Here is a 23310-nt window from a genome sequence, read left to right as displayed (position 1 = left end):
GGGCGGCTGTCACACCACGTGGCAGCCGCCCTTTTTTGCGGGGCGACCTGTCGTGCGCGGTGTTTGATACGCCCCACGACGTCGAGTTGTTGAACAAACGATCTGAAGTGAGAGTGGAGAGTTCGCTATGCTCGTTGTGTGCCCGACCCCGATAGGAAACCTTGATGATGTAAGCCCGCGCCAGCGCGAGGCGCTGGCGCAGGCCGATATCATCGCGTGTGAAGATACCCGCAACGCCGGCAAACTCCTGGAGCGCCTGGGGGTGGCGCGGGTGGAGGGGCGGCCGAAGTTGTGGCGCTACGATGATCACACCGCTCAGGCGCAGGCGGAGCGCCTGGTCGAGGAGCTTCAAGAGGGCCAGAAGGTGGTGCTGATCAGCGACGCGGGCACGCCGACGATATCCGATCCGGGCTACCGTCTGGTTCGCGCGGCACGTCAGGCAGGCCTCGAGGTCGTGGCACTTCCCGGGCCGGTGGCTGCCACCGTGGGGCTGAGCGCGTCGGGGCTCGCCAGCGACCGCTTTTATTTCGAGGGGTTTCTTCCCACCAGGTCGGCAGCTCGCCAGGCGCGTCACAGGGCCCTGGAGGGCCTGGGAGTCTCGGTGATTTACTACGAGTCTCCCCGGCGCCTGGAGGAGACCCTGAGCGATCTGGAGGCGGTCTGTGGCCCGGAACGCGAGATCTGTGTGGGGCGAGAGCTGACCAAGCGCTTTGAGGAGTACTTCTGGGGGACGGTGGCCGAGGTCCGCACGCAGGTGGCAGCCCGGGAGGAGCTGCGCGGGGAGCTGGTGCTGGTGGTGGCTCCGGGGCAGGCCACCGATGTGAGCGCGGAGGAGGCCGAGGCCGATCGCCTCATCGAAGCCTTACTCGAGCAGGGGCTGAGCTCGCGCAGCATCAAAGAGGTTCTGGGAAAGGTCAGCGATCTTCCGCGCTCGGCGATCTACGCACGCATCGCGGCGGTGGAGGGCAAGCGCGGGACCTGAGGCGATCGCGATGGTGTTGTGAGCTTCGCGTCGCGGCGGCGCGCACAAAAAAGCCCCCGACGAGGCGTCGGGGGCTTTCTTTTTAGACTTCGGCAGACGCGCTCAGAACTGCAACGCAGCGGTCACGGCGAAGTGCCAGATGTTGTAGTCCTCAATGCGGAAGCGCGCCCCGGAGCTGTCGTAGCTGGGGTTGTAGGCCGGGTTGCGCTCGTAGCGCGCGTCGGGGCCGGTGAGCGCGACGGTGTCGTCGTTGCTGCGGTTGGAGTTGCGGCCAGTGCGCGCGTTGGTGATCAGGTGCGATTGGTTGTGGGTGATTCCGCCCACCGCCTTGAACTGGAAGTAGCGCGAGGGCTGCAGGTGCAGGCCCAGCTGCCCGGCGAAGGTCCCGTAGCTGCCGACCGTGGCGAGGTCGCGGAAAGCGAACTCAGAGGTGTCGCCGCTCTCAATCGCTTCACGCACATCGTAAACGGGAAGCGGACGCGCGTTGGAGGGCTGGCGCACCACCCAGGCGCAGGCCACGTCGTCGGGGTTGAGCAGGTTTCCGTTGCCGTCGAACTCCGGGCGGACCGAGTCGATGGTGCGGTTATTACACTCATTATTATCGCTGGTCATATGATCGAAGAGCGCGGTGTAGTCGCGACCCTCGCTGGTGTAGCCGAAGCTAAAGCGCAAATCGATGCCGTAGCGCGCGCCGGTCTCGGCATCTTCGTAAGGGATGAATTCGGTGCCTACGGTGAACATCCCGCTCATCGGCGGGTTGAGCAGCACCTGGCCCTGGCTGTCGGCGTTCGAGTCGGTGCGCCCGTAGAGCGAGTTGGTGCTCGCCAGGGGAAGGTTGTACTTCAGGCCGAAGTAAGGCTCGATCCAGTCGAACTTCTTCGAGGAGTTCACCGACCAGGAGAGCAGGTGCACCCCGCGGCCGACCGCGCTGTTATCAAAGCGCTCCACCTCGGCCACCGGCATGGTGTAGTCCATGCCCAGGGCAAGCGTCGCTTTGGTCGGGTCGCGGTGGTCGTTCCAGGGAGCCCAGTGCAACCCGATGGTCGGGTCGGCCAGGCCGCCGCGTGACTGTGCGGTGCTGTACTGGTTGTTCAGATCAAAGAAGCGGTAGAGCTGGAAATCGTCCAGGCCTGCGGCAAATTGCGAGGCGCTGTCGCCGGGCTGAAACACCGTCTCGGCGTGGCGACGAATGCGATCGTCACTGGGGTCGACCGAGGAGTTGGCCGCATCGACGATGCGACGTCCGGAGGGGTCGTCATCGGCGTATTTGAGCGCGCGGCTCGACTCGAAGACGTAGGGAAGGGTGGCGCGAAACTCGAGATCTTTATAGAGGCCGGCGCGCAGCGTAATGTCGAGCGTGCTGCGCGTCTGGCGGTAGAGCATCTCTTTGTTGTTGACCACCGTCGCTTCGCTGCAGCGGCCTGAGTCGCGCACCAGGCGCGGATTCTCATCGACGGTGCTGCTGGAGCCCCCGGTGGGCACGCAGGGCGCCTCCCGGCTGATGCGAGCGCTTCCGTAGTCGAAACGGAACGTCGGCTCGAGGTTGAAATCGAAGGGATCGTGCGTCGCCGGGTCCCGATCATCGAAATTATCGGCGGCATCCATCAGGTCGGTGAATTCACCGGCATACGCCGAGGCCGGCATAAAGAGCGCGGCGGCCGCCAGAGTGGCGATCAGGGGGCTTGCGGTCAGTCGATTCAGTACACGCACCAACATAGGTTACTCCTCGATCCGACCAGGGCAGGCGTCGCTTAAAAGGGCCGGGGCCTCGACCGGACAACATCAGCGGTGAAGGCGAACGCACACCCGAGAATTTTGGGCGGATATTTGAACGCAAAAAATACAGCTTTGAGGCACCCTGCATTGCTATCAGTGAGGCGCAGGGGTGTCAAGAAGGGGGCGGAGCTCGAAACGCCGCAGAGTAACATGACTTTACGTCGGGATATGTTGACGGCCTGCCTGCGTTGCTGCACTGTTGAAGTATCTCTTTAAGTGTTTGATGCGTTGGTTTGGCGGGTGTGGAAAACACTCGCCGGGGTGCGACCCGAGGGCTGGCTAAGCTGGTTAAAACCTTATCCAATACGGGTTGCAATCTCTGTGGAATGATGTATCAACGCATCACAGTTCAAAGCGCGACAGCTGGCGGGGTGCCGTCGGTCGTTGCCGAGCTTAGAAGAATGCGCAGGTTGTCGAGTCGTAACGCGTAAGGACGTCGTATGAAATCGCCCGGAATGATGCTTCGCGAAGCGCGCGAGGAACAAGGGTTGGGGCTGAGTGATGTAGCTACCATGACCCGGATCCCGCGCCAGATGCTGGAACATCTGGAGAACGATCGCTTTGAGGAGTACGTCGCCGAGGTGTTTCTTCGGGGCCATATTCGCAACTACTCGCGGGAGCTGGGGCTTGATGGCGAACAGGTCATCCAGGTCTATGAGCGCTTTTCCGGGCGCAAGCGTCAGCCGTTGACGATTCCCGAGGAGCGCCGCGCAACGCCGGAGCCCCGAGCCATCCCTCAGGCCGCGCCGGCGGCCTCCGGTGCCGCAGCAGTTGCCTCGCCGTCCAGCTTTGATGTGCAGCGCTACTTCGAGACGCTGCGGCCCAGCCACATGGTGGCGGTGGTGCTTGTGCTTTTCGGAATCTTTGTGATGTTCAGTTTTCTGAGCACCAATCGCGCGACCGCGCACGACCCGACAGGCTTCCCGCAGGCCGACGAGTCTGCCTGGGAGTTGGAGCAGGATGTGGAGCAGACCCGCTGGTTGCTTGAGCAGCCCGGGGAGTCCCGCTAAGCCTGACCATCACCGACGCATAAAAAAAACCGACCTCGTTACGAGGTCGGTTTTTTTATGCGGGAATCCGGGGCTTCCGAGGGGCTCAGGCCTGCGCCAGCGTGTTGAAGCGCCGGGCCAGCGCGCGGGCCTCCACGATATTGTCTTCGATCGAGCAGTAGGTCCATCCGCCGTAGCGTCCCACCGAATAGACACCGGCCTGCTTTAAGATGGCCGAGAGCTCATCGAAGCTCGCGCGCGAGCGGGAGGTGATGTGCACGTAGGCCGGATCGAGTACCACGCTGTGATGGGAGACGAGCTCGTGGTCTTCGATGACACCGGCGTGTTTTAGATCGGCGAGCACTCGGGTCAGGGAGGCTTCGACATCGACCTGGGCGTCGGAGTCGAGTCCAATCTCGACGTAGAGACTCATGCGATCGGTGTCCATGATGTTGTCGTAGAAGCCTACGCGGTAGAAGGCCAGATCGCGCTCCGGGTAGTAGATCCAGTGGACGCCCTCGGGGCCTTTTTTATCAAAGCCCAGGTTGAAGACGAGGACCTTGTTGGAGCTGAAGTCCTCGGGGCTGTGGGGCAGCCCGGTGATCTGGAGCAGGCGGTCAAAGGGAGCCGAGGAGATCAGGTGCTGGTAACGGACCTTCGTGCCGCTCTCCAGGGTGGCGATGTTCTGGTTGAGGTCGATGCTCGCGACCCCGTCACCCAGGCGAATGGCCTGTTCGGGGATGTCGCTGGCGAGTGCCTCGACGTAGCGAATTGCGCCGTTGATCGGGTAGGTGAAGGTGGCGTTGTAGGAGGCGTTGTCGGGGCGGCGCATGTTGCGCACGATGCTCTTGAGATCGGCATGGGGGAAGAAGCGGCCCATGGCGTCGCGATCCAGCGATTCGAGGTCGCAGGCGTAGAGTTTTTCGTTGTAGGGGATCAAAAAGAGCTCGGAGATGGCGCGCCCGAACTTCTCGTAGAGCATCCCTTTAAAAGAGGTGGCGTCGGCCTCGGCGCGGACTTCGTCGCGAAAGAAGAGGTCATAGAGCGCGTCGATAAAGAGCTCTTTCGGCAGCTGGTGGATGTTCTTCTGGAAGGGGAAGTCCACCTTGTGGCCGGCGATGTGAATCAGGGAGTTTTTCTCGACGGTGATGACCTCATCGGGATCCATGCGCTCGCGCAGGTAGGCCTCGATGTCGGGATGTTTGAAGTGGAAGAAGTGGCCGGAGTAATCCCAGACGAAGCCGTCCTGGTGCACAGTCTTACACCAGCCGCCAATCTCCTGGTCGCGCTCGACGATGAGGACGTCGTCACTCTCCAAAAAGTTGGCAAAGGCCAGCCCGGTCATGCCGGCGCCGACGATGAGAAAGGTCGTTTCAAGGGTTTCTGGGGTCATAGCAATGTCGCTCATCGCGAGAGGTTCTGAAGGTTAGCAGGAGGGTCCGAAGGGCGCGTTGCGCAGACGCCGGAGTTGCCAGCACGGGTCACGACAACTGCTGCAGTAGACGACCCGACGTTCGCTGCAGCTGTCGGTGATATCAAGGGTGTGGGTTCGCGTCGATGGGAGGCGCAGAGTGCCTGATCTGACTCGTCGTTCGGGTTGAAGGCGGAGCCGTCCATCGGGTGGGGAGCGTGGACTGCAGCGATACCGAAGCTCGGGGCGCTGTGCAACCGGGAGACGAGTGCGTCGGCCGGGCTCCATCGGCTCATGGCTTAGAATGCGCCGCTGAGATGGGCACCTGCGAAGCCCGTCCGTAGCACGGGGGCAAATGTCACCGCATGAGCTCGGGCGGACGCATCGCCGGAGGTCTCGGTGAGGGTGATATAGATGCCGGCACCGATGGCCGCGGCGCTTAAGGTGTAGAGCGTGGGCACGAGCCAGCGGGAGGCACGCTGGTATCCATCCCAGGCGGCGCGACGTTGGCGCAGGCGCCGGGCGTCATTGGGGTCGGTTGAGTTGGAGAGGCTGTTGAGTTCATTCTGGCGTTGCAGCGCGATGATGTGAAGGCTCAATCCGGTGATCGCTCCTGCAGCGCCGCCTCCAAAAAGTGCCAGCGCGGGGGTAGGCGGGGGGCTCCAGCCGGCATCCTCCGAGCGGTTGATGGGATCGGAGTTCGTCAGGACTCGCGCGGCGTATTGCGTGCGGAGCGCATCGAGGCGTTGCTCGGACTCCGCGGGTAACTCAAGCGCGCCGAGTCGGTCGAGGTGGTAGTCGGCCAGGGCCAGGTCGTCGTCCTTGAGCGCTTCCTCGCCGAGTTGCAGGTGGCAGTCGCGTTCGACGGTGCGGACATCGGCGATGTCTTCGGGGAGGGCTTTCTCGCTTTGCAGGAAGTTGCGTGCCGGTGGCAGGGCGCTGTGGCAGTCGCCGGCGCGGTACCACGCAATCATCTCATTTTTGAGGAGGACCGGGTCGGGGTAGGCCCGGTAGGCGGCGCGAAAAGTGATCGCGCCGGCCTCGAAGTTGCCATCGAGCACGGCGATGGTGGCCTCGTCGCTGAGCTGGAGCATGCGCTGGTACTCAGGGGATTCGTCATCCTGTGCGAGAGCCGGAGTGCCGAAGAGGGTGATGAGCACCAGCATAGCGAGCGCGATCGTGCGAGGTCGAGCGGTCAAAAGAAGGCTCCTCACAGGCCCAGGCGCGCAGGGCGTCGCGGGGCGTCGTCGTCGGTCTGGTCGTCGTAGAGGCGCACGGGCGCGTCGTTGGCGGACGATTCACCCGCTTCAGCGCTGCGGGTCGGGCGCGTGCGTGAGGGTTTTAAGTCGGCTTGACGTCGCTGGGTGGCCGGCCGTGTGGGAGGCGGCGGCGGGGGGTAATGATCGAGTTCCGGGGTGGGCGCGACCGCGTCGATGGATGGCTCCAGGCCATCAACGGACTCCACGCTGACCTCGCGCGGGACGGGTTCTTCGGCGGACAGTTCGGTGGTTTGATGGGAGGCTGGCGGACTGGCCTCGGGGGCAGTTTCGGCGATGTCCCCGGGGGGGGGCGCCGGCGCTTCGGAGGGCTCCGCGGCCCCCTGGGAGGAGACCCACCAGAGCAGACCGGCGAACATCAGGATGAAGAGGGCGCCGAGCATCACCACAAGGCTTCGACGCGAGTTGGACTGCGCGATGCGTTCGGCCGAAGGGGAGCGCCAGGGCTTGTCCTCGGGCGAGCCCATCAGGGTGGGAATGGCGGGGGCCCCCTCGCTACGAGGTGGGTGCGGCGACGTCAGCGGTGCGGATGGAGGTCGGGTCGGGGGCAGAGCGAGATCGATGTCCAGGGAGGTGTCTGACACCCCGGGGGCTCGTGACTCTCCGGTGTCCAGGTTGAGCAGGGTAGGGTCGACCGCGCGAGATGTATCGGCTCCATCCGACGGACCGGTCGCGGCGGCCAGCGGAACGTCGAGGGCGTCGGCCGGAATGGTTGCAAGCTGCTCGATGACCGCTTTGCCGTTGGGAGGGCGCGCGGCCGGATCTTTGGCCAGCAGCTTCATCACCACCGCGCGCAGCGCGTCGGGGACTGCGGCGCGACGCATCGGAGGCGGATCGTGCTGGATGTGCATCATCAAGATGTCCAGCGGATTGTCGGTAAAGAAGGGCAGACGGTTCTCAATGAGCTCGTAGGCGATGATGCCCATGGAGTAGAGGTCGGTGGCCGGGGTGAGCGTCCGCGAGGATTGGGCCTGCTCCGGGCTCATATAGGGGGGCGTGCCGAAGAGTTCGCCGGCGCGGGTCAGGCGGTCGGCTTCAAAGTCGTCGTCATCCTCGGTTTCGCCCGTCATGATCTGGGCGATGCCGAAGTCCAGTACCTTGACGGCCTCGCTGCCATCGGTTTGCCTGGCGAGCATGATGTTTTCGGGCTTGAGGTCGCGGTGGAGGATGCCGTGATGATGGGCATGATCGAGGGCCGAGGCGATCTGGCGCAGGATCGTGACCACGGTGCTCAATGGCATGCGCTGCTGCACGATCTCGTCGAGTGCGACGCCGTCGATGTACTCCACAACCGTGTAGAAGGCGTTGAGGTCGGCTGAGTAGCCGAAGTCATAGAGGGTGATGCAGTTGGGGTGGTTAAGTCGGCCGATAGCGCGGGCCTCAACCTCAAAGCGAGCCTGAACGTTCTTTTGATGCGCGAAGTTCGGGTGCAGCAGTTTGACGGCGACAGGCCGATCGACCATCAGCTGAGTGCCGCGGTAGACGGCCCCCATGCCGCCATGACCGATCTGCTCGTCGAGGCGGTATTTGTTTTCAATGACCGTCCCGATGCTGGCGCCTGCTGACATGCTTGAACCGGTGAGAGCGAAGAGTCGAGGTTCACGGCTTCGAGGTGAGCGGTGTTCGTAGCGCGTACAACCCGGGGGGGCGGGAGAGGATGGAGCCCGCAGGTTTTCGGGGGTTGAGCGTTCAACATACCGTAACAAAGGGGCTGCGGCTGCGCAATCGACCCCGGGCTCTGCTTCCGGGACTTTTCAGCGCAAGATGACGCTGTTAGGACAGAGGTCTCGGTGGCGTTGCCACCTGGGATGGCCAAGTTGCAGAGGTGAGCGTGAAGAAGTGGATGCAGGCGGCGGTGATGCTCGTGATGATGGGCTGTGGAGCCGAGGCGACCGACCGCCCGGAGGATTGCCGTCCGGGGGAGTTCTATCATGAGGCCAATAAGGCATGCATGACCTGTCCGGCGGCCCAGGAGCCGCAGTGCCGCGAGGGGTGTGGCCTGGAGATCTACGAAGACCAGCGCGGCTGCCCGCTTGCGCGCTGTGAGGCGGGGTGTGAGGGCTGCGCCGACGACGAGGTTTACGAGGCGTCGACCAACCAGTGTGTGGCGCCGGAGCCGGCGTGAGCGAGGTGCTCGTTGCCAGCGGTTGGGGGGAGCGAAAGGACGAGTTTCAGCGTGCATTGTTGAGTTGGTTCTGGCGAGCGCGGCGAGATTTGCCCTGGCGTGGGGTGGGCGATCCTTATGCGACCTGGGTCTCCGAGATCATGTTGCAGCAAACCCAGGTCATCACGGTCATCGACTATTTTCAGCGGTGGATGGCGAGATTTCCCGACGTTCAGTCGCTTGCCGCGGCGGATGAGGAGGAGGTCCTCGAGCAGTGGTCGGGGCTCGGTTATTACCGACGGGCACGTTTTCTGCATCGGGCCGCAAAGGTCGTCGTCGATGAGCATGGCGGGGCGATTCCCTCAACGCTTGAGGGATTGCGCCGGCTTCCCGGAGTCGGGCCGTACACCGCGGGGGCGATCGCATCGATTGCGTTCGGGCTACCGGCACCGATCGTGGATGGAAATGTGATTCGCGTTTTTGCGCGTCTCTTTGCCATTGCGGGAGACCCGCGCAGCACGGCCAATCAGAAGATCTTCTGGGAGCTGGCCGAGGCGCTCGTCGATCGCAACAAGCCGGGGGACTTTAATGAGGCATTGATGGAGTTGGGGGCCCGGGTATGCGCGCCGCGCTCTCCGGCGTGCCTGCTCTGTCCGGTGAGGGAGTATTGTGCGGGCTTTGCCAGCGGTGAGCCCGAGGCCCTCCCGGAGGTTGCGCGACGAAGTGCGGTCAAGCCGATGCGGGCGCTGACGGTGGTGGTCCACCGTCGGGGCACGAGTGGGCGAGACATGCTGGTGGGGCCGCGAGAGGCCGGGGGGCTCCTGGCCGGGATGCTGGAGTTTCCCACGGTAGAGCGCGAGGGCACGCGATGGCCGGAGCTCGATGAGGTGGCGTCGTTACTGGGGATGCCGATCGTCGCAGAGGAAGTTGGCGAGGTGACGCATATCTTCTCGCACCGCCGTTTGCAGACGCGCATGTATGCGGCTGAGATCGATGCACCTGTGACGGTGGCTGAGGAGCGCTGGCGTTGGGTGCCGGAGTTGGAGCTTGGTCAGGCGGCGATTTCGGCGTTGACGCGCAAGATTTACGAGCGCTGGAAGACGTCCGAGCCCGTCTGAATGCCGGATTAGAGGTAGGGGGAGAGCAGGGCAGCGGCACCGTCGCGCAGGCGTTGCCAGCGAGGGCGCTGCTCCCAGTTCTCGCGCGTCATACGCGTGGCCTCCGCGATGCGGTCATTGAGGAGCTGGTCGAGGTGGCCGCCAAGGATGGGATCCCAGCACTCCAGATTGAACTCAAAGTTCAGGCGCAGGCTGCGCGGGTCGATGTTGGCCGAGCCCAGGGTGAACCAGGTTTGATCGACAACCATGAGCTTGGAGTGATGAAAAGGGGGCGGGCTGAAGTAGATGTTGCAGCCCCAGTCCAGGAGGCTGCGCAGATGCGCCATTGAAGCCCACTGCACGTAGACGAGGTTGTTGATCGAGGGGAGCAGGATATCGACCTGAACGCCGCGGAGCGCGGCCAGGTTGAGCGCGGTGATCAGGGAGTCGTCGGGGATAAAGTAGGGGGTCATGATGCGTACGCGATGGCGAGCCGAGGCGATGCCACCGACGATGGTCCAGCGCAGACGGTCCAGATCCTCGTCGGGGCCGTCGGAGATGCCCCGCGCAACGACCTCGCCGGTGGGTTTAAGCTCGGGAAAAAACGCCGGGCCTTCCAGGCGCTCCCCCGTGGTGAATTCCCAGTCTTCGGAGAAGACCTCTTGAAGGTGGGCGACGACCGGACCTTCGATCTGAAAGTGCAGGTCGTGGACGGGAAATTTAGGAAGGGTGTCCAGGCGATGCGCATCTCGTATGTTGATTCCGCCGGTAAAACCCAGGGTACCGTCGACGACCATGATCTTTCGGTGGTTGCGCAGGTTTACCGTCATGATATGCGGCGGGAGGATGGAGGGGAGAAAGCGTGCCGAGGGGACGCGGGCGCGTTTAAGGCGTTGGTGGATCGAAGGAAAAGAGTAGCGCAGCCCGGCGGCGTCGATGAGCACGCGGACTTCGACGCCGCGTTTGTGGGCGCGCTCCAGGGCGTCGACGAAGGTGCGACCAATCTCATCATTATCGAAGATGTAGGTGACCAGGGTGATCGACGAGCGAGCCTCGTTGATGGCCTTGAGCATGGCGGGGTAGGCATCGTCGCCGTCGAAGAGGGGGAGGACCTTGTTGCCCGCGACCAGAGGGCGGCGCACCACGCGATCGACCAGGGCGCGCAGGGGAATGAGATGCTCGACGTCGTGATGAAGACGCTCTCGGAGCTCGGCGTCGCTTAAGGTAAGTTCTTCAGTGGCGTGCCGGCGCTGGTGGTGTTCCATGCGCAGAGATTCGGCGCGGCGTTGGATGCGGTTGACGCCCAGCATCAGGTAGGCGGCCGAGCCGAGAAGGGGGGCCAGCCACACCAGAGCCATCCAGGCGATGGTGGATCCGGGTTCGCGGCGGGAGAGCAGGATGTGGCTGGAGGAGAGTAATGCGGCGGCCAACGCCAGCGCGGTGAGCGTCATCGGCAGGTAGGGACCGATGGAAGCGACAAAAAACTCAGCGATGGTATCCAACACAGCGCGCCCTGAAGGAAAGTAATGGGAAAGCAAGGAGTCCGCGGGGAGGTCTACCCTACGCTTCGAGGCCGGGTAGGCCAATGGGGGGCGGGCGCTTAGTCTTCGGGGGACAGGGGGAAGATGGGGCCTTCCACCCATTCGCATTGGGCGAGGTGACGGGCGAACTCGGCGGGGGCCAGCGCCTCGTCGAGCCAGGAGCGAAGGAGGTTGGGGGGCAGACCGTTGTAGAAGGGACCGATATCGAGGCGTCGGGCCAGGCGCTCGCTCTCGCGGGCGATGAAGGCGCGGGCGTCACGCTCAAGCCGCTCGGCGTCATCGAAGCCATCTTTGAGTTCAGGGTCGCGTTTAAGGATGTGAAAAAAAGCGTTTCCGGGGCGAGTAGCCAGCCCGCGCTCGCGCAGGATGCCATCGAGAAGAAGTCCCCATCGGGTACCCAGGAAGTGGCCAAGGCGCGCGCCTTTGGTCCAGCGCTCGACGCGGAGTTCATGGTGGCCGATGCCCAGAAAGGCTGCCAGGTCGCGAGCCAGCCCAAAGGCATAACGAGGAGACTGGCGCGCGAAGAAGGCGCTGGGGGCCTCGCCCTGGGCGCTGTCGACGAAGACTTGATCCTGGGTGATGCGGACCACTTCGCGACGGCGGCCGGCCAGCGAGAGGCCGAGTTCCTGACCATCGCCCAGCGACTCGCGTTGTTTTCGGCTCAGCGCGACGCGCCCGAGAAGTTCGCCGGTGGTCTCATCGAAGACCTCGATCTCGGGGGTATCGTCGATGTTCGCGTGCATCAGACCGTGCTCGTACATCTTCTGAGCGCGATCGCCGGCGGCAAAGCGCTGACCGTTGAGGGGGGTGAGGTAGCCGGCGGTACACATCGCCTGGAGAAGATCGAGAAGGTCGTGTGGCGAGTAGGTCGACTGAATCGTTTCGGGCAGGCGCTGGTGAAGAACCTCAGCGCCGATCCATTTGTTGCGGCTTTGAAAGAGCAACGAAATCGCCTGCTGCGCGAGCACTGAGGGGCGAAAGGGGACCGGATCTTCGAAGAGACGGCCCTCGTCGGCGCAGACGAGAAGATGCTCCAGACGCAACGCCTCGAAGTCATCGGAGGCCAGACAGGTTACATGGGCCACGGACCCGCGGCGATTGGCACGGCCGACGCGTTGCACCAACGCTCCGACGTTGGGAGGCGGTCCGACCAGCACCACCCGGTCGACGTCTCCGATGTCGATGCCCAGCTCCAGGGTCATCGTCGCGACGCAGATGGCTGCCGGCGCGTCGAGGAAGCGACGTTCGGTGCGCAGGCGCACCGAACGGGAGAGCGAGCCGTGGTGGGCGAAGATGCGCCCGGCCAGTCGCGGATGGGCTGAGAGGCAGGCCACCAGCGCCTCGACTTGAGCGCGGGCGTTGGCGAAGACGAGGATCTTGCGCGACTCCCCCGAGAGGAAGGTCTCGGCGATGTCGGTGGACGCATCGGCAAGCTCCGGGGTGTGCACAAGACGCGCGTCCAGGCCTCGACCCGCGCCGCCGACAAGAATCAGCTCGGGGGCGCGGAGGTAACGTCGGGCGATCTCATCGGCGTGAGGAAGTGTCGCCGACGCCGCGCAGCGCTGGGGGCGGGTGTGGCAGATGCGTTCGAGACGCTCCAGAAGCACGCGAAGTTGATCGCCGCGGGCGCTGCCGTCGAGGAGGTGAATTTCATCGAGGAGAAGGGCCTCGACCGAGCGCAACGCGGCGGGCCAGCGCGAGAGCATCGAGTCGAGAGATTCAGGGGTGGTGATCACCACCGGTGGGGCGTCGCGGGTGATGTTGAGGCTGTGGTCACCGGTGCGCACGCCGACCTTCAACTTGCACTGGCGAAGCGGAGGTTCGATGCGTCGATGAAGATCGTTGCAGAGCGCGCGGGTGGGGCTGATGACAAGCAGGCGGGCCTGGCCTGCAGGGGCGTCGCGACGGCTCAGAAGTCGCTGCGCCAGGGGGGCCATCAGAGCTTCGGTTTTTCCCGAGGCGGTCGGGGCTCCGACCAGCGTGTCGTGCCCGGCGAGCACCGGAGCGACGGCCAGGCGTTGGGCTTCGCGCAGGTTTCCAAAGCGTGCGTAGAAGGCATGCCAGGTGTGGCGCAGCGCCTCGCGAACTGCGCGAAGCTCGTCAAACGTGTCGGTGGGTGAGGTCATGGGCCTTAGAGGTCGAAGTGACTGACGCGTGCGAGGTTGTCGACGACGCCATCGGCGCGCTCGGGGAAGTGGCGGTGGACGTCGAGGAGCTCAACGAGGGTCTTCATGACCTGCCGCATGGAGCCCAGGGTGCCGCGGGCGCTGAGGCGTTCGATGGTCTGGGCGATGGCGTCGATTTGTTGGGGGCGTAGCGGCAGACCGTTTCGGGCTTCGGCGTAGAAGGCGCTGACGCGTCGGGCCAGCTCGGCGTAGTCGGAGGGAAGCGGGCGTGTGAGCTCGATGCGGGCTTCGGGCGGAAAGAGGCCCTGCAGCAGAGGATCGTCGTCATAGCTGGGGGTGAGGGCCATGACCACACCCAGGCCCGAGGCGGGCTCAAAGCGGCAGGGGAGTTCGCGCAGTCTTCCGACTCCACCCAACTCCAGGGTGGCGTCGGAAGGGTGAGGTGGGAGCGCATCGCCAAGGGCCGCGCTGCTCAGGGCGCGCAGGGTGGCTGCGGCGTGTTCGCGGTTCTCGCGCGAGAGAAGCGCGAATCGCTCCGCTTCATCGACCATCACCATCAGACCGCTGTAGCCGCACTCGCGGGCCAGGGTTGCCAGGCCGCTTAAAATGAAGGCGTAGATGCGCGCCCAGGGGCGGTAGTCTTTGAGGCTGTAGAGCCAGGGGTGGGAGCCGGGCACGGCGCCGAGCTCGTTGTTGAGTCCGAGGTTGGATTGGGTGCGGTGGCCCTCAAGCCAGTCGAGCACGGCGCGACGCCAGGTTTCGAGGTCAGATTCACCGGCAAGTTGCGGAGCGTTGAGGGCGTCGAGCCAGTTGAGCGCCGCGCTCAGATAGAGGTGCGTACCGTGGCCGCGCTCCCCGACAGCGAAGATCTCGCGGGCGCCATCGGAGATCAGCGCGCGATCGATCAGCGGGGCAAGTCCCAGCCCGACCTCATCGGGGCGGTCGGGGTAGCGAAGGGTGTGCATCATCGCCCGGTAGACGCGCTGAGGGTGCGCCGGAGACGTCTCATCGGCGTCAAGGGTGACGCGGGCGGTGATGTAGTTTTCGGAGATCGCGCGGGTGCCAAACCATTCAAGCATATGGGTCTTGCCGGCACCGTAGTCGCCCTCAATAACGCGCAGCGCCCCGTGCTGGGAGGCTTGCTCCAGGGCGACGTTGAGACTGGCGAAGGCAGCATCGCGAGCGACGGTAAACGCCTCAATGCCCTGGGCGGGCACCACGCCCAGACGCATCGCCTCAAGGGCCATATCGGCCTGGGTGGGCTCCAGGGCGTAGCGCCGCAACGTCGTCGGTGCCTTCGGATGATCATTCCGCAGGTCAACGTCCTGGGCCGGGGATGGCGGTTGCTCAGGAGTGCGTGGTGGCGTGCTCGCGCCCGGGCGCCGCAGCTCGCGGGTGGGTACGAGCGTAGGAAGGGGCAAGGTCTTAAAGTGGACCAGCGCCAGCCGTCCGTTTCGTCGCAAGCCGACCAGCCGGCCGCTTCCGTGGACCGGGTGTTCGACTTCTTCTGCTTCAGCGATCATGGCGTCACCTGTGGAGACAGCGCAATGGAGTTAGAAGTCGGAGAAGTCGTCCTGGGTCGGGGTCTGGGCGAGCGCGTCGTAGCCGGAGAGTACGAGATCGGTGGCGGCGTTGGCGTTGAGTTCCAGCTCACCGTCGACGAGCTGGCGATGCAGAAAGTCGACCCAGGTTTTGACGAAGAGGCGGCGGTGATTGACTTCGAAGTAGCTGTAGACGCAGGCGTTTGCCAGGGCGCGGGCGTTGGCGGATTGAAGAGTGCGATCGAAGGTGCAGTCACGCGCAGACTCAAATACACCGACCAGCTTGTCTCCGAGGGTTGAGAGGAGCTCAGCCGGTTCCAGATCCAGGCGCTCCAGATCAATAAGCACTGCCTGGGGGCTACGCACGCTGAGTGGTACCGGGCTCTTTAAGCGCTGGTAGAGCGCGGGGTAATCCGGCACCACATTGCGCATAAACTCCGGGGGGACCGCATACATAAAGAGGGTGTTGGGGAGTTGGTGGCGGCCGCAGAGGTCAATAACCTGGCGGAGGTTGTCGCCAATGATCTGGCTGCGTTTGACGCTCACCGAGAGGTTGCGGTCGACCTCATCGAAGAGGAGCACGGTGCCGGGAAGTTCCAGGCCCACGACCATCTGAGTAAGGCAGCGCAACATGATAAAACCGTTGCTCTTACCGATATCCTCATAGACGCCCAGCTCCCGCAGCTCGCTGGCCGGGATCGACTCGCCGGTGAGCCAGGCTTCCAGGCGTTGCTCGTCCTCAAAACGTCCTTCGAGGAAGGCGGCGGCGAACTCCACAATCGCGCGGCGGTAGGAGTGGCTCTCGCAGGCGGCGCGCGCCACCGTGGTGCGCAGCCAGGTCAGAACCGCCTCTCGGGCCGCGTCGACGTCGGGCACCGAGGGCGTCTGCAGCGCGGCGTCGACGCGATCATCCATCAGGTTACGCAGAAGGTCGGGCAGGCCGTAACTCGGCGATCCCAGTGCAGTACGCGGCCGTTGCCCGATGCGGCGCACCACGGCCTGGTAGACCTTGAAGCTGTCGTCGTAGGGGCATTCGTTGGGTGAGAGCTCGACCACTGCAGTAGCAAAACCGCGATCCCAGGCCAGCTCACGTACGCAGTAGAGAAAGTGGGTTTTGCCGCCGCCGAAATAGCCCTGCACCAGCTTAAAACTCGCGCCAAAGCGCAGGTGGTAGTCAAAATACTCGTGTTCGAGCACCTTCAGGTAGCTCTCATTGCCCACATTAATGCGGCGCACGCCGTGTTGAGGCGGCTGACCACCTTCTCCGAGACGTTGAAGAATGTGGCGAGCCACCAGGGCGTCGTCGATGGCGGCGTTGGGTTGGGAAGGTCTCATGGGTCGATCCGTGGGGTGCTTTACACGCGTACATCACGCGGGAGTCGGTCAGGCGCACACGAGCGCATCTGTCAAAATCCGGGGCGCACGTGTGCGTGAGTGCGCGCCCGACGTCGACATCAGCTGCCAGGAGTTCCCGGTACGGATTGGAAACGGAGCGATAAGTAATACTGCCCATCTGTGCCGGGTCCAGGGACAAAAAGCACATCCCGCTTATTTTTTGTGGATCCGCCCGTGGCCGTGCCCAGATCGAGGCGACGTCCCTGGCGCTCGAGCAGCCCGTCGCGCCGCAACCGTTGCAGCTGATAGGCCAGCAGGTAGCGCGGCCAGGGCTTGAGCGCGTCGAGGCCTTTTTTGCGTCGCGCGCTGCTGTCGGCATCGACGAGAGAGAGAGGGACAAGCAGGTCCACCAGATCGACGCGCTCGCCATCGGGGAGCCCCGCCATGGCCAGCTGAACGCGGTAGGCACGCTCCAGTTGCTCAAAGAAGGTCTCGCTCTCCAGCGCCCGCTCTTGAATGGAGGCGCGCACCCTGGTGAGGGCGCTGAGGAGGGTCGGGGCGTCGGCGTCGACTGTGGCAATGTCTTCGCGGGCGTAGCTCAGGGTCGCGCGTCTGGCGAGCAGATCGATGGTCACTGTCAGCGGCCCGACGCCCAGGGTCAGGGGCTGGTCCCCCAGGTGTTCCAGGCGGCCTCCCTCGGTGCGCAGCGCCCGATCAAGCTCACCTAAAAGCTGCATACGAGCGCGGGTTTTTTCGCGTTCAAAATACGCGTCAAGCTCGCCGACCAGCGCCGCGCGCTCATCTTCGAGCCCCAGCGCGTCGAGGGAGGAGCGGCGCAGGTCCCGCAGGGCGTCGGCGACCTTTGCGGCGTCGGAGGCGAAGGTGCCCGCGCGGGTCATCGATTCCAGCGCGCTGCGCGCGCGGTTGAGATCGCGCATCGCCCCCTGAACTTCCTTTTTGAGGGCGTCAACGCGGGCGGCCAGCTCCCGCTCGGGGCTGGATACTTCGGCAGGCTTGGTCATGGTGGTGTCGGGGGCTGAGGAAATGTGCAGTCCGAGAGGAGGTTTAGAAGATGGAAGCGCGCCACGTCAACGTCCCGCAAGCGGGTCGGAAGAACCTGGCACCAAGAGCCATTGTTTCAACGCGGTGGCAGTACTATGTTTGCCCGGCCAATCGTCCTTTGCTGAAACGACGCTCAAAAGAAGCGCGTCGACTCGGTGTTTTCATTCAAGATGTCGCTGAAGAGGAGCCCCCATGTCGCGTCCCTTTCCAACCACCGACCCCACCTGGGATATGGAGAGCGTGTTCTCCGGCGGACCCACGTCGAAGAGCTTTCAGGAGGAGTTGCGCTGGCTTCAGAGCCGTGTGACGGAATTGGAGTCGACGCTCGACGCGCTGGTGCTCCCCGACAGTGCTCCGCTGGACGACGAGGTTTTGGTCGGGTGGCGCGCGTTCTTCAACGGGCTCTTCGAGATGCACGATCGGCTCTCCCAGGCTTTTTGTTTCTCCAGCGGGATGGCGTCGGCCCACGCCGATGACCCGGTCGCGCTCCGCCTGCCTGCCAATCTTACAGGTGTGAGCACGGCCCATGGGAAGTTGTCGGTCGCGCTGAAGAGCAAGTTCCGCGGATTGAGCGACGAGGTCTTTGAAGGCCTGCTCAAGGACGCTCGTTTTGGAGATATGCAGCTCTATCTCAACGAGCTTCGCCGCGATGCCGATATGGCGCTCGACCCCGAGCTTGAAGACCTTGCCGTGGAGCTTAACCGCGACGGTCTGCACGCCTGGGGGATGCTCTACCGGCAGGTCAGTGCCCGCCAGACGGTTGAGGTTGAGCGCGATGGTGAGGTGGAGGTGATGTCGGTCGGGCAGGCCAAGAACCTTCTCGACCATCATGATCGGGAGATTCGACGCGCGGCGCACGAAGGGCTGAGCAAAGCCTGGGGTGAGCTTGCGCCGGTCTGCGCTGCGACACTCAGCTCGATCATCGGGGCGGAGCAGACGCTCTATACCCGGCGCGGTCAGGATTGTTTGACCTTCTCGCTCAACGCAAATCGCGTGGAGCGCGCCACGATCGAGGCCATGTTTGAGGCCGCCCGCGGCGCACAGCCCCTGTTGCATCGCTACCTCAAGGCCAAGCAGCGTCTGCTCGGTGTTGATGCGATGCAGTGGTATGACCTGATGGCGCCGGTGGGTGGCGAGGCACCGAGCTTCACCTACCCGGAGGCTCAGACCTTCATCGTCGACCAGGTGGGAGGCTTCGCCGAACGCATCGCCGAGTTCTGTAAGATGGCGTTGCGCGATCAGTGGGTTGAAGTCGAAGATCGCCCCGGAAAGGCGCAGGGTGGCTACTGCTCGGGGCTGCCGGTGAGCGGTCAGACGCGCATCTTTATGACCTTCGGCGGTTCGACCACCGGTGTCACCACGCTGGCCCATGAGCTGGGGCATGCCTACCACGGTTGGGTCATGCGCGATCTGCCCTCCAGCGAGCGCGACCTGGGGATGGGGGTGGCCGAGACGGCCAGCACCTTGTTGGAGGTCATCGTGGAGCAGGGCGCGCTGGCGCGGGCCGATGCCTCCCAACGCCTGGGCTTGCTCGATCAGCGCCTGGGGCGAGGGGTGGCGTTTTTGATGGACATCCCGGCGCGTTATGATCTGGAGCTGGCGCTGCATGAGGTGCGCGCAGAGGGGCCGCTTAACGAAGAGCAACTCAGCGAGATGACCGAGACGATCTTCGCGAAGCATTTTGGTCAGAGCTTGAGCTCGGTCGACCCGCTCTTCTGGGCCTCGAAGTTGCACTTCTATCTGACGGGGCTTCCTTTCTACAACTTCCCCTACACCTTCGGGTTCCTTTTCTCGCGGGCGGTGTATGCGCGCGCGAAGCAGGAGGGCGAAGGCTTCATCGAACAGATCGACAACCTGCTGCTGGATTCCGGGCGGATGACCTCCGAGGAACTCGCCGAGCGTTACCTCGGTGGCGATCTTCGCGATGCGAAGTTCTGGCAGGCCGCGATCGCCGATCTTGAAAGCGACGTGGCGGAGTATGAGGAGCTGGCCGAGGCCGCGCTCCAGGCGTAAGGACACGAGACTATGACGACGAAATCAACGCATACCGTTGCGATGATCGGCGCTGGCCCGGCCAGCATCTATGCGGCGGAAGTGCTGGCCAAGGCAGGCCATCAGGTGGTGATGCTCAACCGGGATATCAAGCCGGGTGGGCTGGCCGAGTTCGGGATTTATCCGACCAAGTACAAGATGAAGCGCGGCCTTCGCCGCTACTTCGATCGGGTGCTCTCCCATGAGAACATCGATTACGTGGGCAATGTGAGCGTGGGCGAAAACGCCGATGTCTCGCTCGACGAGCTCCGCGAGCTGGGGTTTGACGCGCTGGTGGTCGCGGTTGGGGCCCAGGGCACCAAGTGGCTCGGGCTCACCGGTGAAGATGCCGAGGCCTGCTTCCACGCCAAAGATCTGGTGTACCACTACAACGGGCTCCCGCCTTTCAGTGAGCGGGAGTTTCCGGTCGGTGAGGACGTGGTGGTGGTGGGCATGGGCAACGTCTGCCTGGACATCGTTCACTGGATGGTTTGTGAGCGGAAGGTGCGCTCGGTCACCGCGGTGGCACGACGGGGACCGGCCGAGCGGGCGTTCACCGACAAGGAGTTCAAGCTCGTCAGTGAGGCCCTCGACCAGGATGCGCTGCGCGCGGAGTTCGACCAGATCGCGCCGGTACTCACCGAGGTGGGCCAGGATCCGGAGGCGCTCTTTGAGGAGTACGTGCGCTTTGTAGATGAGCCGCTGGAGCACCCCAGTGAGACCTCGTTGCAGATGCGTTTTCTGCGTTCGCCGGCCCGCGTGGAGGTCGATGAGGCGGGCCGGGTCAGCGGGCTCATCTGCGAGAAAACGCGTCTCAAGGCAGCGGGCCCCGACGGTCGCGTGGGCGTGGAGCGCACCGGGGAGTTTGAGACCCTGGCCTGCGACACCATCGTATTTGCTATCGGCGATGCGATTGAGCCTTCGCTCGGGTTGCCGCTCTCACCGGCGTGGTCCGGCGAGTTTGCGACGGTGCAGGAGCCCTGGGAGACGCATCCGGAGCGGCCGCGCTACATGGTCTACGATCCGGTCGCTGAGACACCGATCTGGGACACCTTCGTGGTGGGCTGGGCGCGAAAGGCCTCCGATGGTCTTGTGGGTAAAGCCCGCGCCGATGCGGTCCAGGGGGGCGATGAGATTCTCGCCTACCTCGATGGTGCGTTTCGGGTGCGACCGGCCGGAGCGCGCGGCTATGAGGATGTTCGTCAGGGGCTTTCTGCTCTTCTCGACGAGCGCGAGGTTCGGGTCGTGGACTATGAAGGCGTCAAGCATCTCGATCGGCTCGCTGCGAAAGAGGCGGAGGCGCGGGGGCTTGTGGAGTTTAAGTACGCCACGCGCGCCGAGATGTTTGAAAAACTCAATGAGGAGCGCCGATGAAGAGCGAAGTGCAGAGGTTGGGGGGCTGGCTGGTGGCCCTGGCGTTGGTCGCGCTGAGTGCGGGGTGTGCGAGCGCCCCCGATCAGCGGCGGGCAGCCGAGCGGGGGCCAGAGCAGAATGTAGGTGCGCCCCCTTCGGGCGATGAGGCGGCGGTTGCGCCGCTGCCCGATAACCCCGCCTCCTCGCCGGCACGGCGCGTCGAGCTCCGAGAGCCCATGGTCGGACCCGATGGTGCCTCGTTGATCTCCCGCGGTGAGGTTGACGCGCTTTTGGAGCGCGGCCCGGCGGTGGTCTTTCAGCATGTCGACACCGAGCCTCACCACGAAGAGGGCGTATTTGTCGGCTTTTTGATCGTCGATATCTCCACCCAGGCACATAGCTTTGTGGCGCCGCAACTTCGTGTTGGCGATGTGGTCACCCACGTGAACCTGGTGAAATTGGAGCGACCGGATCATTATCTCAACGCCTGGTCGACGCTGGCCGAGGCCGATGAGATTCGTGTGGACTTTCGCCGCGACGGACAACCGGCGCATGCCATCTGGCGGGTGGAGTGAGCCCGGGCACACGTGAACACCGACAGGGCGGCAGGGATGGTTGAAAGTTCCAGGCGCGACGATCAGGGGCATGAGACATCGCGTGTGCGAGGCTCGGTGTGGCGCACGATGCTGCTGGCGTTTCTGGCGCTGACCCTCTGGGGTCAATGGCTCGGGACGGGGCTTGCCGCCGAGGTCCTCAGCGCCGACGGATCCGGGTTACGCGTGATAGCCCTGCTCACGCCTCTCTTTTTCGGAGCACTGGCGATTGCGCGCGCCAACCCCGCGCTGCGCCTGATGGTCTTTCCGGTGAGTTTCCTGCCGGCGATGGCGCTTTTGACCGAGCGTGAATGGGCGGCGATGGCCGAGCCGGTCGCACTGCTTGCGAGCGCGGCGACCTTTGTGAGTTATCTGGTTGTCGCGGCGATCGGTGACGATCTGCGCGAGACGCCGGGCCAGATGCCCACCGAGGTTCATGCCACGGATAGCCTGGCCTCGCGTTATCGCGTGTTCGTGCGCACGCGCGCCCTGGTGGTGATAGGGGTGCTCGCGGTCCTGGTCTGGATGATCTTTGTCGACCCGAACATCGGTCGCACGCTTGTGGAGAAGGCCGGGGAGCGCGCGACCTTGCACCTGACCTTTATCTCGGTCGTGATGCTCTTTGCGTGGGTTGTGATGGCGTATATGGCGGCGGTACTGCCGTCACTAAACTGGGAATATGAGCGGCGGCAACCGGTGCTGACTCGCGGGCAGTCGCGTCTTCTGGAATCCCCGGGCGTCTTGAAGCGTCGGGTTGTTGGTTGGGTGGTTGCGACGGCGATGATGGTCGTGTTGGGCATGCAGATGGTCGTAACTTTGCCATGACGCCAGGTGGCTCCATTGTGGCCGGCCACACAGCAGAGGTGAGGCGAGATGCGCGCGACGATGTACGACATCCTTGGGATCGGGTTTATTGCCGGAAGCGCCTATTTCTTCGTGCGCACGGTGAACTTCCTCGCCGAGGCCGATTATGTGGCGGCGCTTATTGCGCTGGCGGTGGCGTTTGCGGTGGTGCGCGCCGGCGTCGATCTCAGCCGTCTGGCGGTGGCGGCGAGCCGGGAGGACTGATGCGAAGCTGGCAACAAAGAGGATGGGGAGTCGTCGTACTCGCGCTGCTGATGGGGTGCGCTGAGGAGCAGGCCGGGGTGGCGCACCCTCCGGCGGAAAAAGCGATGGAGCGCGTGCTGGCCGCATCGCCTCAGCCGGAGCTCGCGCGCGTCGGAGAGGTCAGCCTGGGCGTGCGTGAGCTGGAAATCTTCTGGGAGGCCCACCCGGAGCTGGGTCGTCAGGAGGCCATGCGCGCCCTGATCGAAGAGACGATGCTCTGGCAGGAGGCCTACAAACTCGGGCTGCACGCGAGGCCCGAGGCTGGCTTTGCGCGCAAGCAGGGGTTGGTGAACGCCTTCCTCGACGAAGAGGTTGAGGCGGAGCATCGGGTCGACGCGCCCTCCGAAGACTTTGTGGCGATCTTGCAAAAGAACGCCGACTTTCCCCGGGGGTATCGCTCCAGCCATCTGGTGATTGTGGTCCCGGGGACGATGCCCGGCGATGAGAAGTTCGGCGCGGATCGCCGCCGCGAACTTCGCGAAGAGCGCTTTGAGCGCGCTCAGGCCTGGATCGAAGCCAGCGCGGAATCGCTCGAAGCGAAGCCCACGCTCGACGCGCTGCTCGCCGAGGCGCAGCGCCTCAACCGGGAGGTGTTACCCGCCGAGTATCAGGCCGTGGTCAACGCACATATGCGTTTTGCCCGGCCTGCCGAGGGCGATGTCAGTCAGCGTCTGCCCGACGGATGGATTCAGGTGGTGCCGGAGTTTTCCCGCGCCGCCGATCTGCTCGCCAGCGAACACGAACTCGGCACGTTGAGTGAGCCGGTGCGCTCCCCGGTCGGGTGGCACCTTCTTAAGGTCGACGAGAAGTTGGAAAGCCAGCCCGCCGACCCGCGGGAGGTGGAGCGCTTTGCGGCCGCTGCGCTGACGCGTGAAGATCGGGCTCAGGCTTACACCGCGCGGCTCAGCGCGCTGCTCGAAGGGGCGCGGGTGGAGATGCGCCCGGAGCGTCTTCAGGACGAGGTCCCCGGCTCATGAGGCCGGGG

General features: G+C 64.2%; 19 protein-coding genes. 10 read left to right on the top strand and 9 right to left on the bottom strand.

The window, feature by feature from the left end:
• Positions 1 to 127 precede the first annotated feature (127 nt).
• Entirely contained in the window at positions 128 to 982 is an 855-nt protein-coding gene (gene rsmI, locus EA187_RS09555) for a 16S rRNA (cytidine(1402)-2'-O)-methyltransferase (RefSeq protein WP_115603961.1), read from the top strand.
• Positions 983 to 1084: 102 nt separating this feature from the next.
• On the opposite strand, the gene EA187_RS09550 is transcribed toward rsmI, so the two are convergent.
• The gene (locus tag EA187_RS09550) at positions 1085 to 2698 is read right to left on the bottom strand and encodes a hypothetical protein (protein WP_127780127.1); all 1614 of its coding nucleotides are present in this window, start codon (positions 2696 to 2698) and stop codon (positions 1085 to 1087) included.
• Between the two features lie 500 nt (positions 2699 to 3198).
• On the opposite strand from EA187_RS09550, the gene EA187_RS09545 reads away from it, so the two are divergent.
• Positions 3199 to 3768, top strand: coding sequence for a helix-turn-helix domain-containing protein (locus tag EA187_RS09545; RefSeq protein WP_115603965.1), 570 nt, complete (start codon positions 3199 to 3201; stop codon positions 3766 to 3768).
• An 85-nt stretch (positions 3769 to 3853) separates the two neighbouring features.
• Here the strand turns inward: EA187_RS09545 and EA187_RS09540 are convergent, their stop codons facing one another.
• From EA187_RS09540 to EA187_RS09530, 3 genes are all read right to left on the bottom strand, one after another.
• Entirely contained in the window at positions 3854 to 5140 is a 1287-nt protein-coding gene (locus EA187_RS09540) for a protoporphyrinogen/coproporphyrinogen oxidase (protein WP_127780126.1), read from the bottom strand.
• Positions 5141 to 5457: 317 nt separating this feature from the next.
• Complete coding sequence (locus EA187_RS09535) at positions 5458 to 6357, bottom strand: hypothetical protein (protein WP_127780125.1); 900 nt, start codon at positions 6355 to 6357, stop codon at positions 5458 to 5460.
• Positions 6358 to 6368: 11 nt separating this feature from the next.
• On the bottom strand, positions 6369 to 8003 hold the full coding sequence (locus EA187_RS09530) for a serine/threonine-protein kinase (RefSeq protein ID WP_127780124.1): 1635 nt from the start codon (positions 8001 to 8003) through the stop codon (positions 6369 to 6371).
• Positions 8004 to 8266: 263 nt separating this feature from the next.
• On the opposite strand from EA187_RS09530, the gene EA187_RS09525 reads away from it, so the two are divergent.
• On the top strand, positions 8267 to 8560 hold the full coding sequence (locus EA187_RS09525; protein WP_127780123.1) for a hypothetical protein: 294 nt from the start codon (positions 8267 to 8269) through the stop codon (positions 8558 to 8560).
• Complete coding sequence (gene mutY, locus EA187_RS09520) at positions 8557 to 9657, top strand: A/G-specific adenine glycosylase (RefSeq protein ID WP_164856163.1); 1101 nt, start codon at positions 8557 to 8559, stop codon at positions 9655 to 9657. Before EA187_RS09525 ends, mutY begins: the two co-directional genes overlap by 4 nt.
• Positions 9658 to 9665: 8 nt before the next feature.
• On the opposite strand, the gene cls is transcribed toward mutY, so the two are convergent.
• The 5 genes from cls to EA187_RS09495 form a co-directional block, all read right to left on the bottom strand.
• Complete coding sequence (gene cls / locus EA187_RS09515) at positions 9666 to 11138, bottom strand: cardiolipin synthase (RefSeq protein ID WP_206524237.1); 1473 nt, start codon at positions 11136 to 11138, stop codon at positions 9666 to 9668.
• A gap of 98 nt (positions 11139 to 11236) precedes the next feature.
• A complete protein-coding gene (locus EA187_RS09510; protein ID WP_127780121.1) occupies positions 11237 to 13303 on the bottom strand; it encodes a DEAD/DEAH box helicase in 2067 nt (688 codons plus the stop codon).
• 5 nt (positions 13304 to 13308) lie between these two features.
• Positions 13309 to 14826 (bottom strand): BREX system ATP-binding domain-containing protein, encoded by a 1518-nt coding sequence (locus EA187_RS09505; RefSeq protein WP_127780120.1) that lies wholly within the window; start codon positions 14824 to 14826, stop codon positions 13309 to 13311.
• 30 nt (positions 14827 to 14856) lie between these two features.
• The gene (locus EA187_RS09500; protein ID WP_127780119.1) at positions 14857 to 16179 is read right to left on the bottom strand and encodes a BREX system ATP-binding domain-containing protein; all 1323 of its coding nucleotides are present in this window, start codon (positions 16177 to 16179) and stop codon (positions 14857 to 14859) included.
• Positions 16180 to 16298: 119 nt separating this feature from the next.
• Positions 16299 to 17201 carry a hypothetical protein gene (locus EA187_RS09495; RefSeq protein WP_127780118.1) on the bottom strand — a complete coding sequence of 301 codons (903 nt, stop codon included), beginning with the start codon at positions 17199 to 17201 and terminating at the stop codon, positions 16299 to 16301.
• 232 nt (positions 17202 to 17433) lie between these two features.
• Between EA187_RS09495 and EA187_RS09490 the strand changes: the two genes are divergently transcribed.
• From EA187_RS09490 to EA187_RS09465, 6 genes are read left to right on the top strand one after another with little or no spacing between them, the layout of a single operon-like run.
• Positions 17434 to 19254 (top strand): M3 family oligoendopeptidase, encoded by a 1821-nt coding sequence (locus EA187_RS09490; protein WP_115603983.1) that lies wholly within the window; start codon positions 17434 to 17436, stop codon positions 19252 to 19254.
• 12 nt (positions 19255 to 19266) lie between these two features.
• Positions 19267 to 20646: an FAD-dependent oxidoreductase gene (locus EA187_RS09485; RefSeq protein ID WP_127780117.1), complete on the top strand. Its 1380-nt coding sequence runs from the start codon at positions 19267 to 19269 to the stop codon at positions 20644 to 20646.
• Positions 20643 to 21200 carry a hypothetical protein gene (locus tag EA187_RS09480; protein ID WP_115603987.1) on the top strand — a complete coding sequence of 186 codons (558 nt, stop codon included), beginning with the start codon at positions 20643 to 20645 and terminating at the stop codon, positions 21198 to 21200. Before EA187_RS09485 ends, EA187_RS09480 begins: the two co-directional genes overlap by 4 nt.
• Before the next feature lie 36 nt (positions 21201 to 21236).
• Positions 21237 to 22043, top strand: coding sequence for a hypothetical protein (locus tag EA187_RS09475; RefSeq protein WP_127780116.1), 807 nt, complete (start codon positions 21237 to 21239; stop codon positions 22041 to 22043).
• A 48-nt stretch (positions 22044 to 22091) separates the two neighbouring features.
• On the top strand, positions 22092 to 22286 hold the full coding sequence (locus tag EA187_RS09470) for a hypothetical protein (RefSeq protein WP_115603991.1): 195 nt from the start codon (positions 22092 to 22094) through the stop codon (positions 22284 to 22286).
• Positions 22286 to 23302: a peptidylprolyl isomerase gene (locus EA187_RS09465; protein WP_127780115.1), complete on the top strand. Its 1017-nt coding sequence runs from the start codon at positions 22286 to 22288 to the stop codon at positions 23300 to 23302. Before EA187_RS09470 ends, EA187_RS09465 begins: the two co-directional genes overlap by 1 nt.
• Positions 23303 to 23310: the final 8 nt, after the last annotated feature.

Origin of the sequence: Lujinxingia sediminis, assembly GCF_004005565.1 — a bacterium.
Lineage (GTDB): Bacteria > Myxococcota_A > Bradymonadia > Bradymonadales > Bradymonadaceae > Lujinxingia > Lujinxingia sediminis.
This window is presented reverse-complemented; position numbering and strand designations above follow the sequence as displayed.

Bases quoted from the DNA above. Each gene is read 5' to 3' on its own strand.
- EA187_RS09545 (WP_115603965.1), top strand. From the start codon at position 3,199: ATGAAATCGCCCGGAATGATGCTTCGCGAAGCGCGCGAGGAACAAGGG.
- EA187_RS09475 (WP_127780116.1), top strand. From the start codon at position 21,237: ATGGTTGAAAGTTCCAGGCGCGACGATCAGGGGCATGAGACATCGCGT.
- EA187_RS09490 (WP_115603983.1), top strand. From the start codon at position 17,434: ATGTCGCGTCCCTTTCCAACCACCGACCCCACCTGGGATATGGAGAGC.
- EA187_RS09485 (WP_127780117.1), top strand. From the start codon at position 19,267: ATGACGACGAAATCAACGCATACCGTTGCGATGATCGGCGCTGGCCCG.
- EA187_RS09465 (WP_127780115.1), top strand. From the start codon at position 22,286: ATGCGAAGCTGGCAACAAAGAGGATGGGGAGTCGTCGTACTCGCGCTG.
- EA187_RS09510 (WP_127780121.1), bottom strand. From the start codon at position 13,303: ATGACCTCACCCACCGACACGTTTGACGAGCTTCGCGCAGTTCGCGAG.
- EA187_RS09540 (WP_127780126.1), bottom strand. From the start codon at position 5,140: ATGACCCCAGAAACCCTTGAAACGACCTTTCTCATCGTCGGCGCCGGC.
- EA187_RS09480 (WP_115603987.1), top strand. From the start codon at position 20,643: ATGAAGAGCGAAGTGCAGAGGTTGGGGGGCTGGCTGGTGGCCCTGGCG.
- EA187_RS09530 (WP_127780124.1), bottom strand. From the start codon at position 8,003: ATGTCAGCAGGCGCCAGCATCGGGACGGTCATTGAAAACAAATACCGC.
- EA187_RS09550 (WP_127780127.1), bottom strand. From the start codon at position 2,698: ATGTTGGTGCGTGTACTGAATCGACTGACCGCAAGCCCCCTGATCGCC.
- EA187_RS09495 (WP_127780118.1), bottom strand. From the start codon at position 17,201: ATGACCAAGCCTGCCGAAGTATCCAGCCCCGAGCGGGAGCTGGCCGCC.
- rsmI (WP_115603961.1), top strand. From the start codon at position 128: ATGCTCGTTGTGTGCCCGACCCCGATAGGAAACCTTGATGATGTAAGC.
- EA187_RS09505 (WP_127780120.1), bottom strand. From the start codon at position 14,826: ATGATCGCTGAAGCAGAAGAAGTCGAACACCCGGTCCACGGAAGCGGC.
- EA187_RS09500 (WP_127780119.1), bottom strand. From the start codon at position 16,179: ATGAGACCTTCCCAACCCAACGCCGCCATCGACGACGCCCTGGTGGCT.
- EA187_RS09470 (WP_115603991.1), top strand. From the start codon at position 22,092: ATGCGCGCGACGATGTACGACATCCTTGGGATCGGGTTTATTGCCGGA.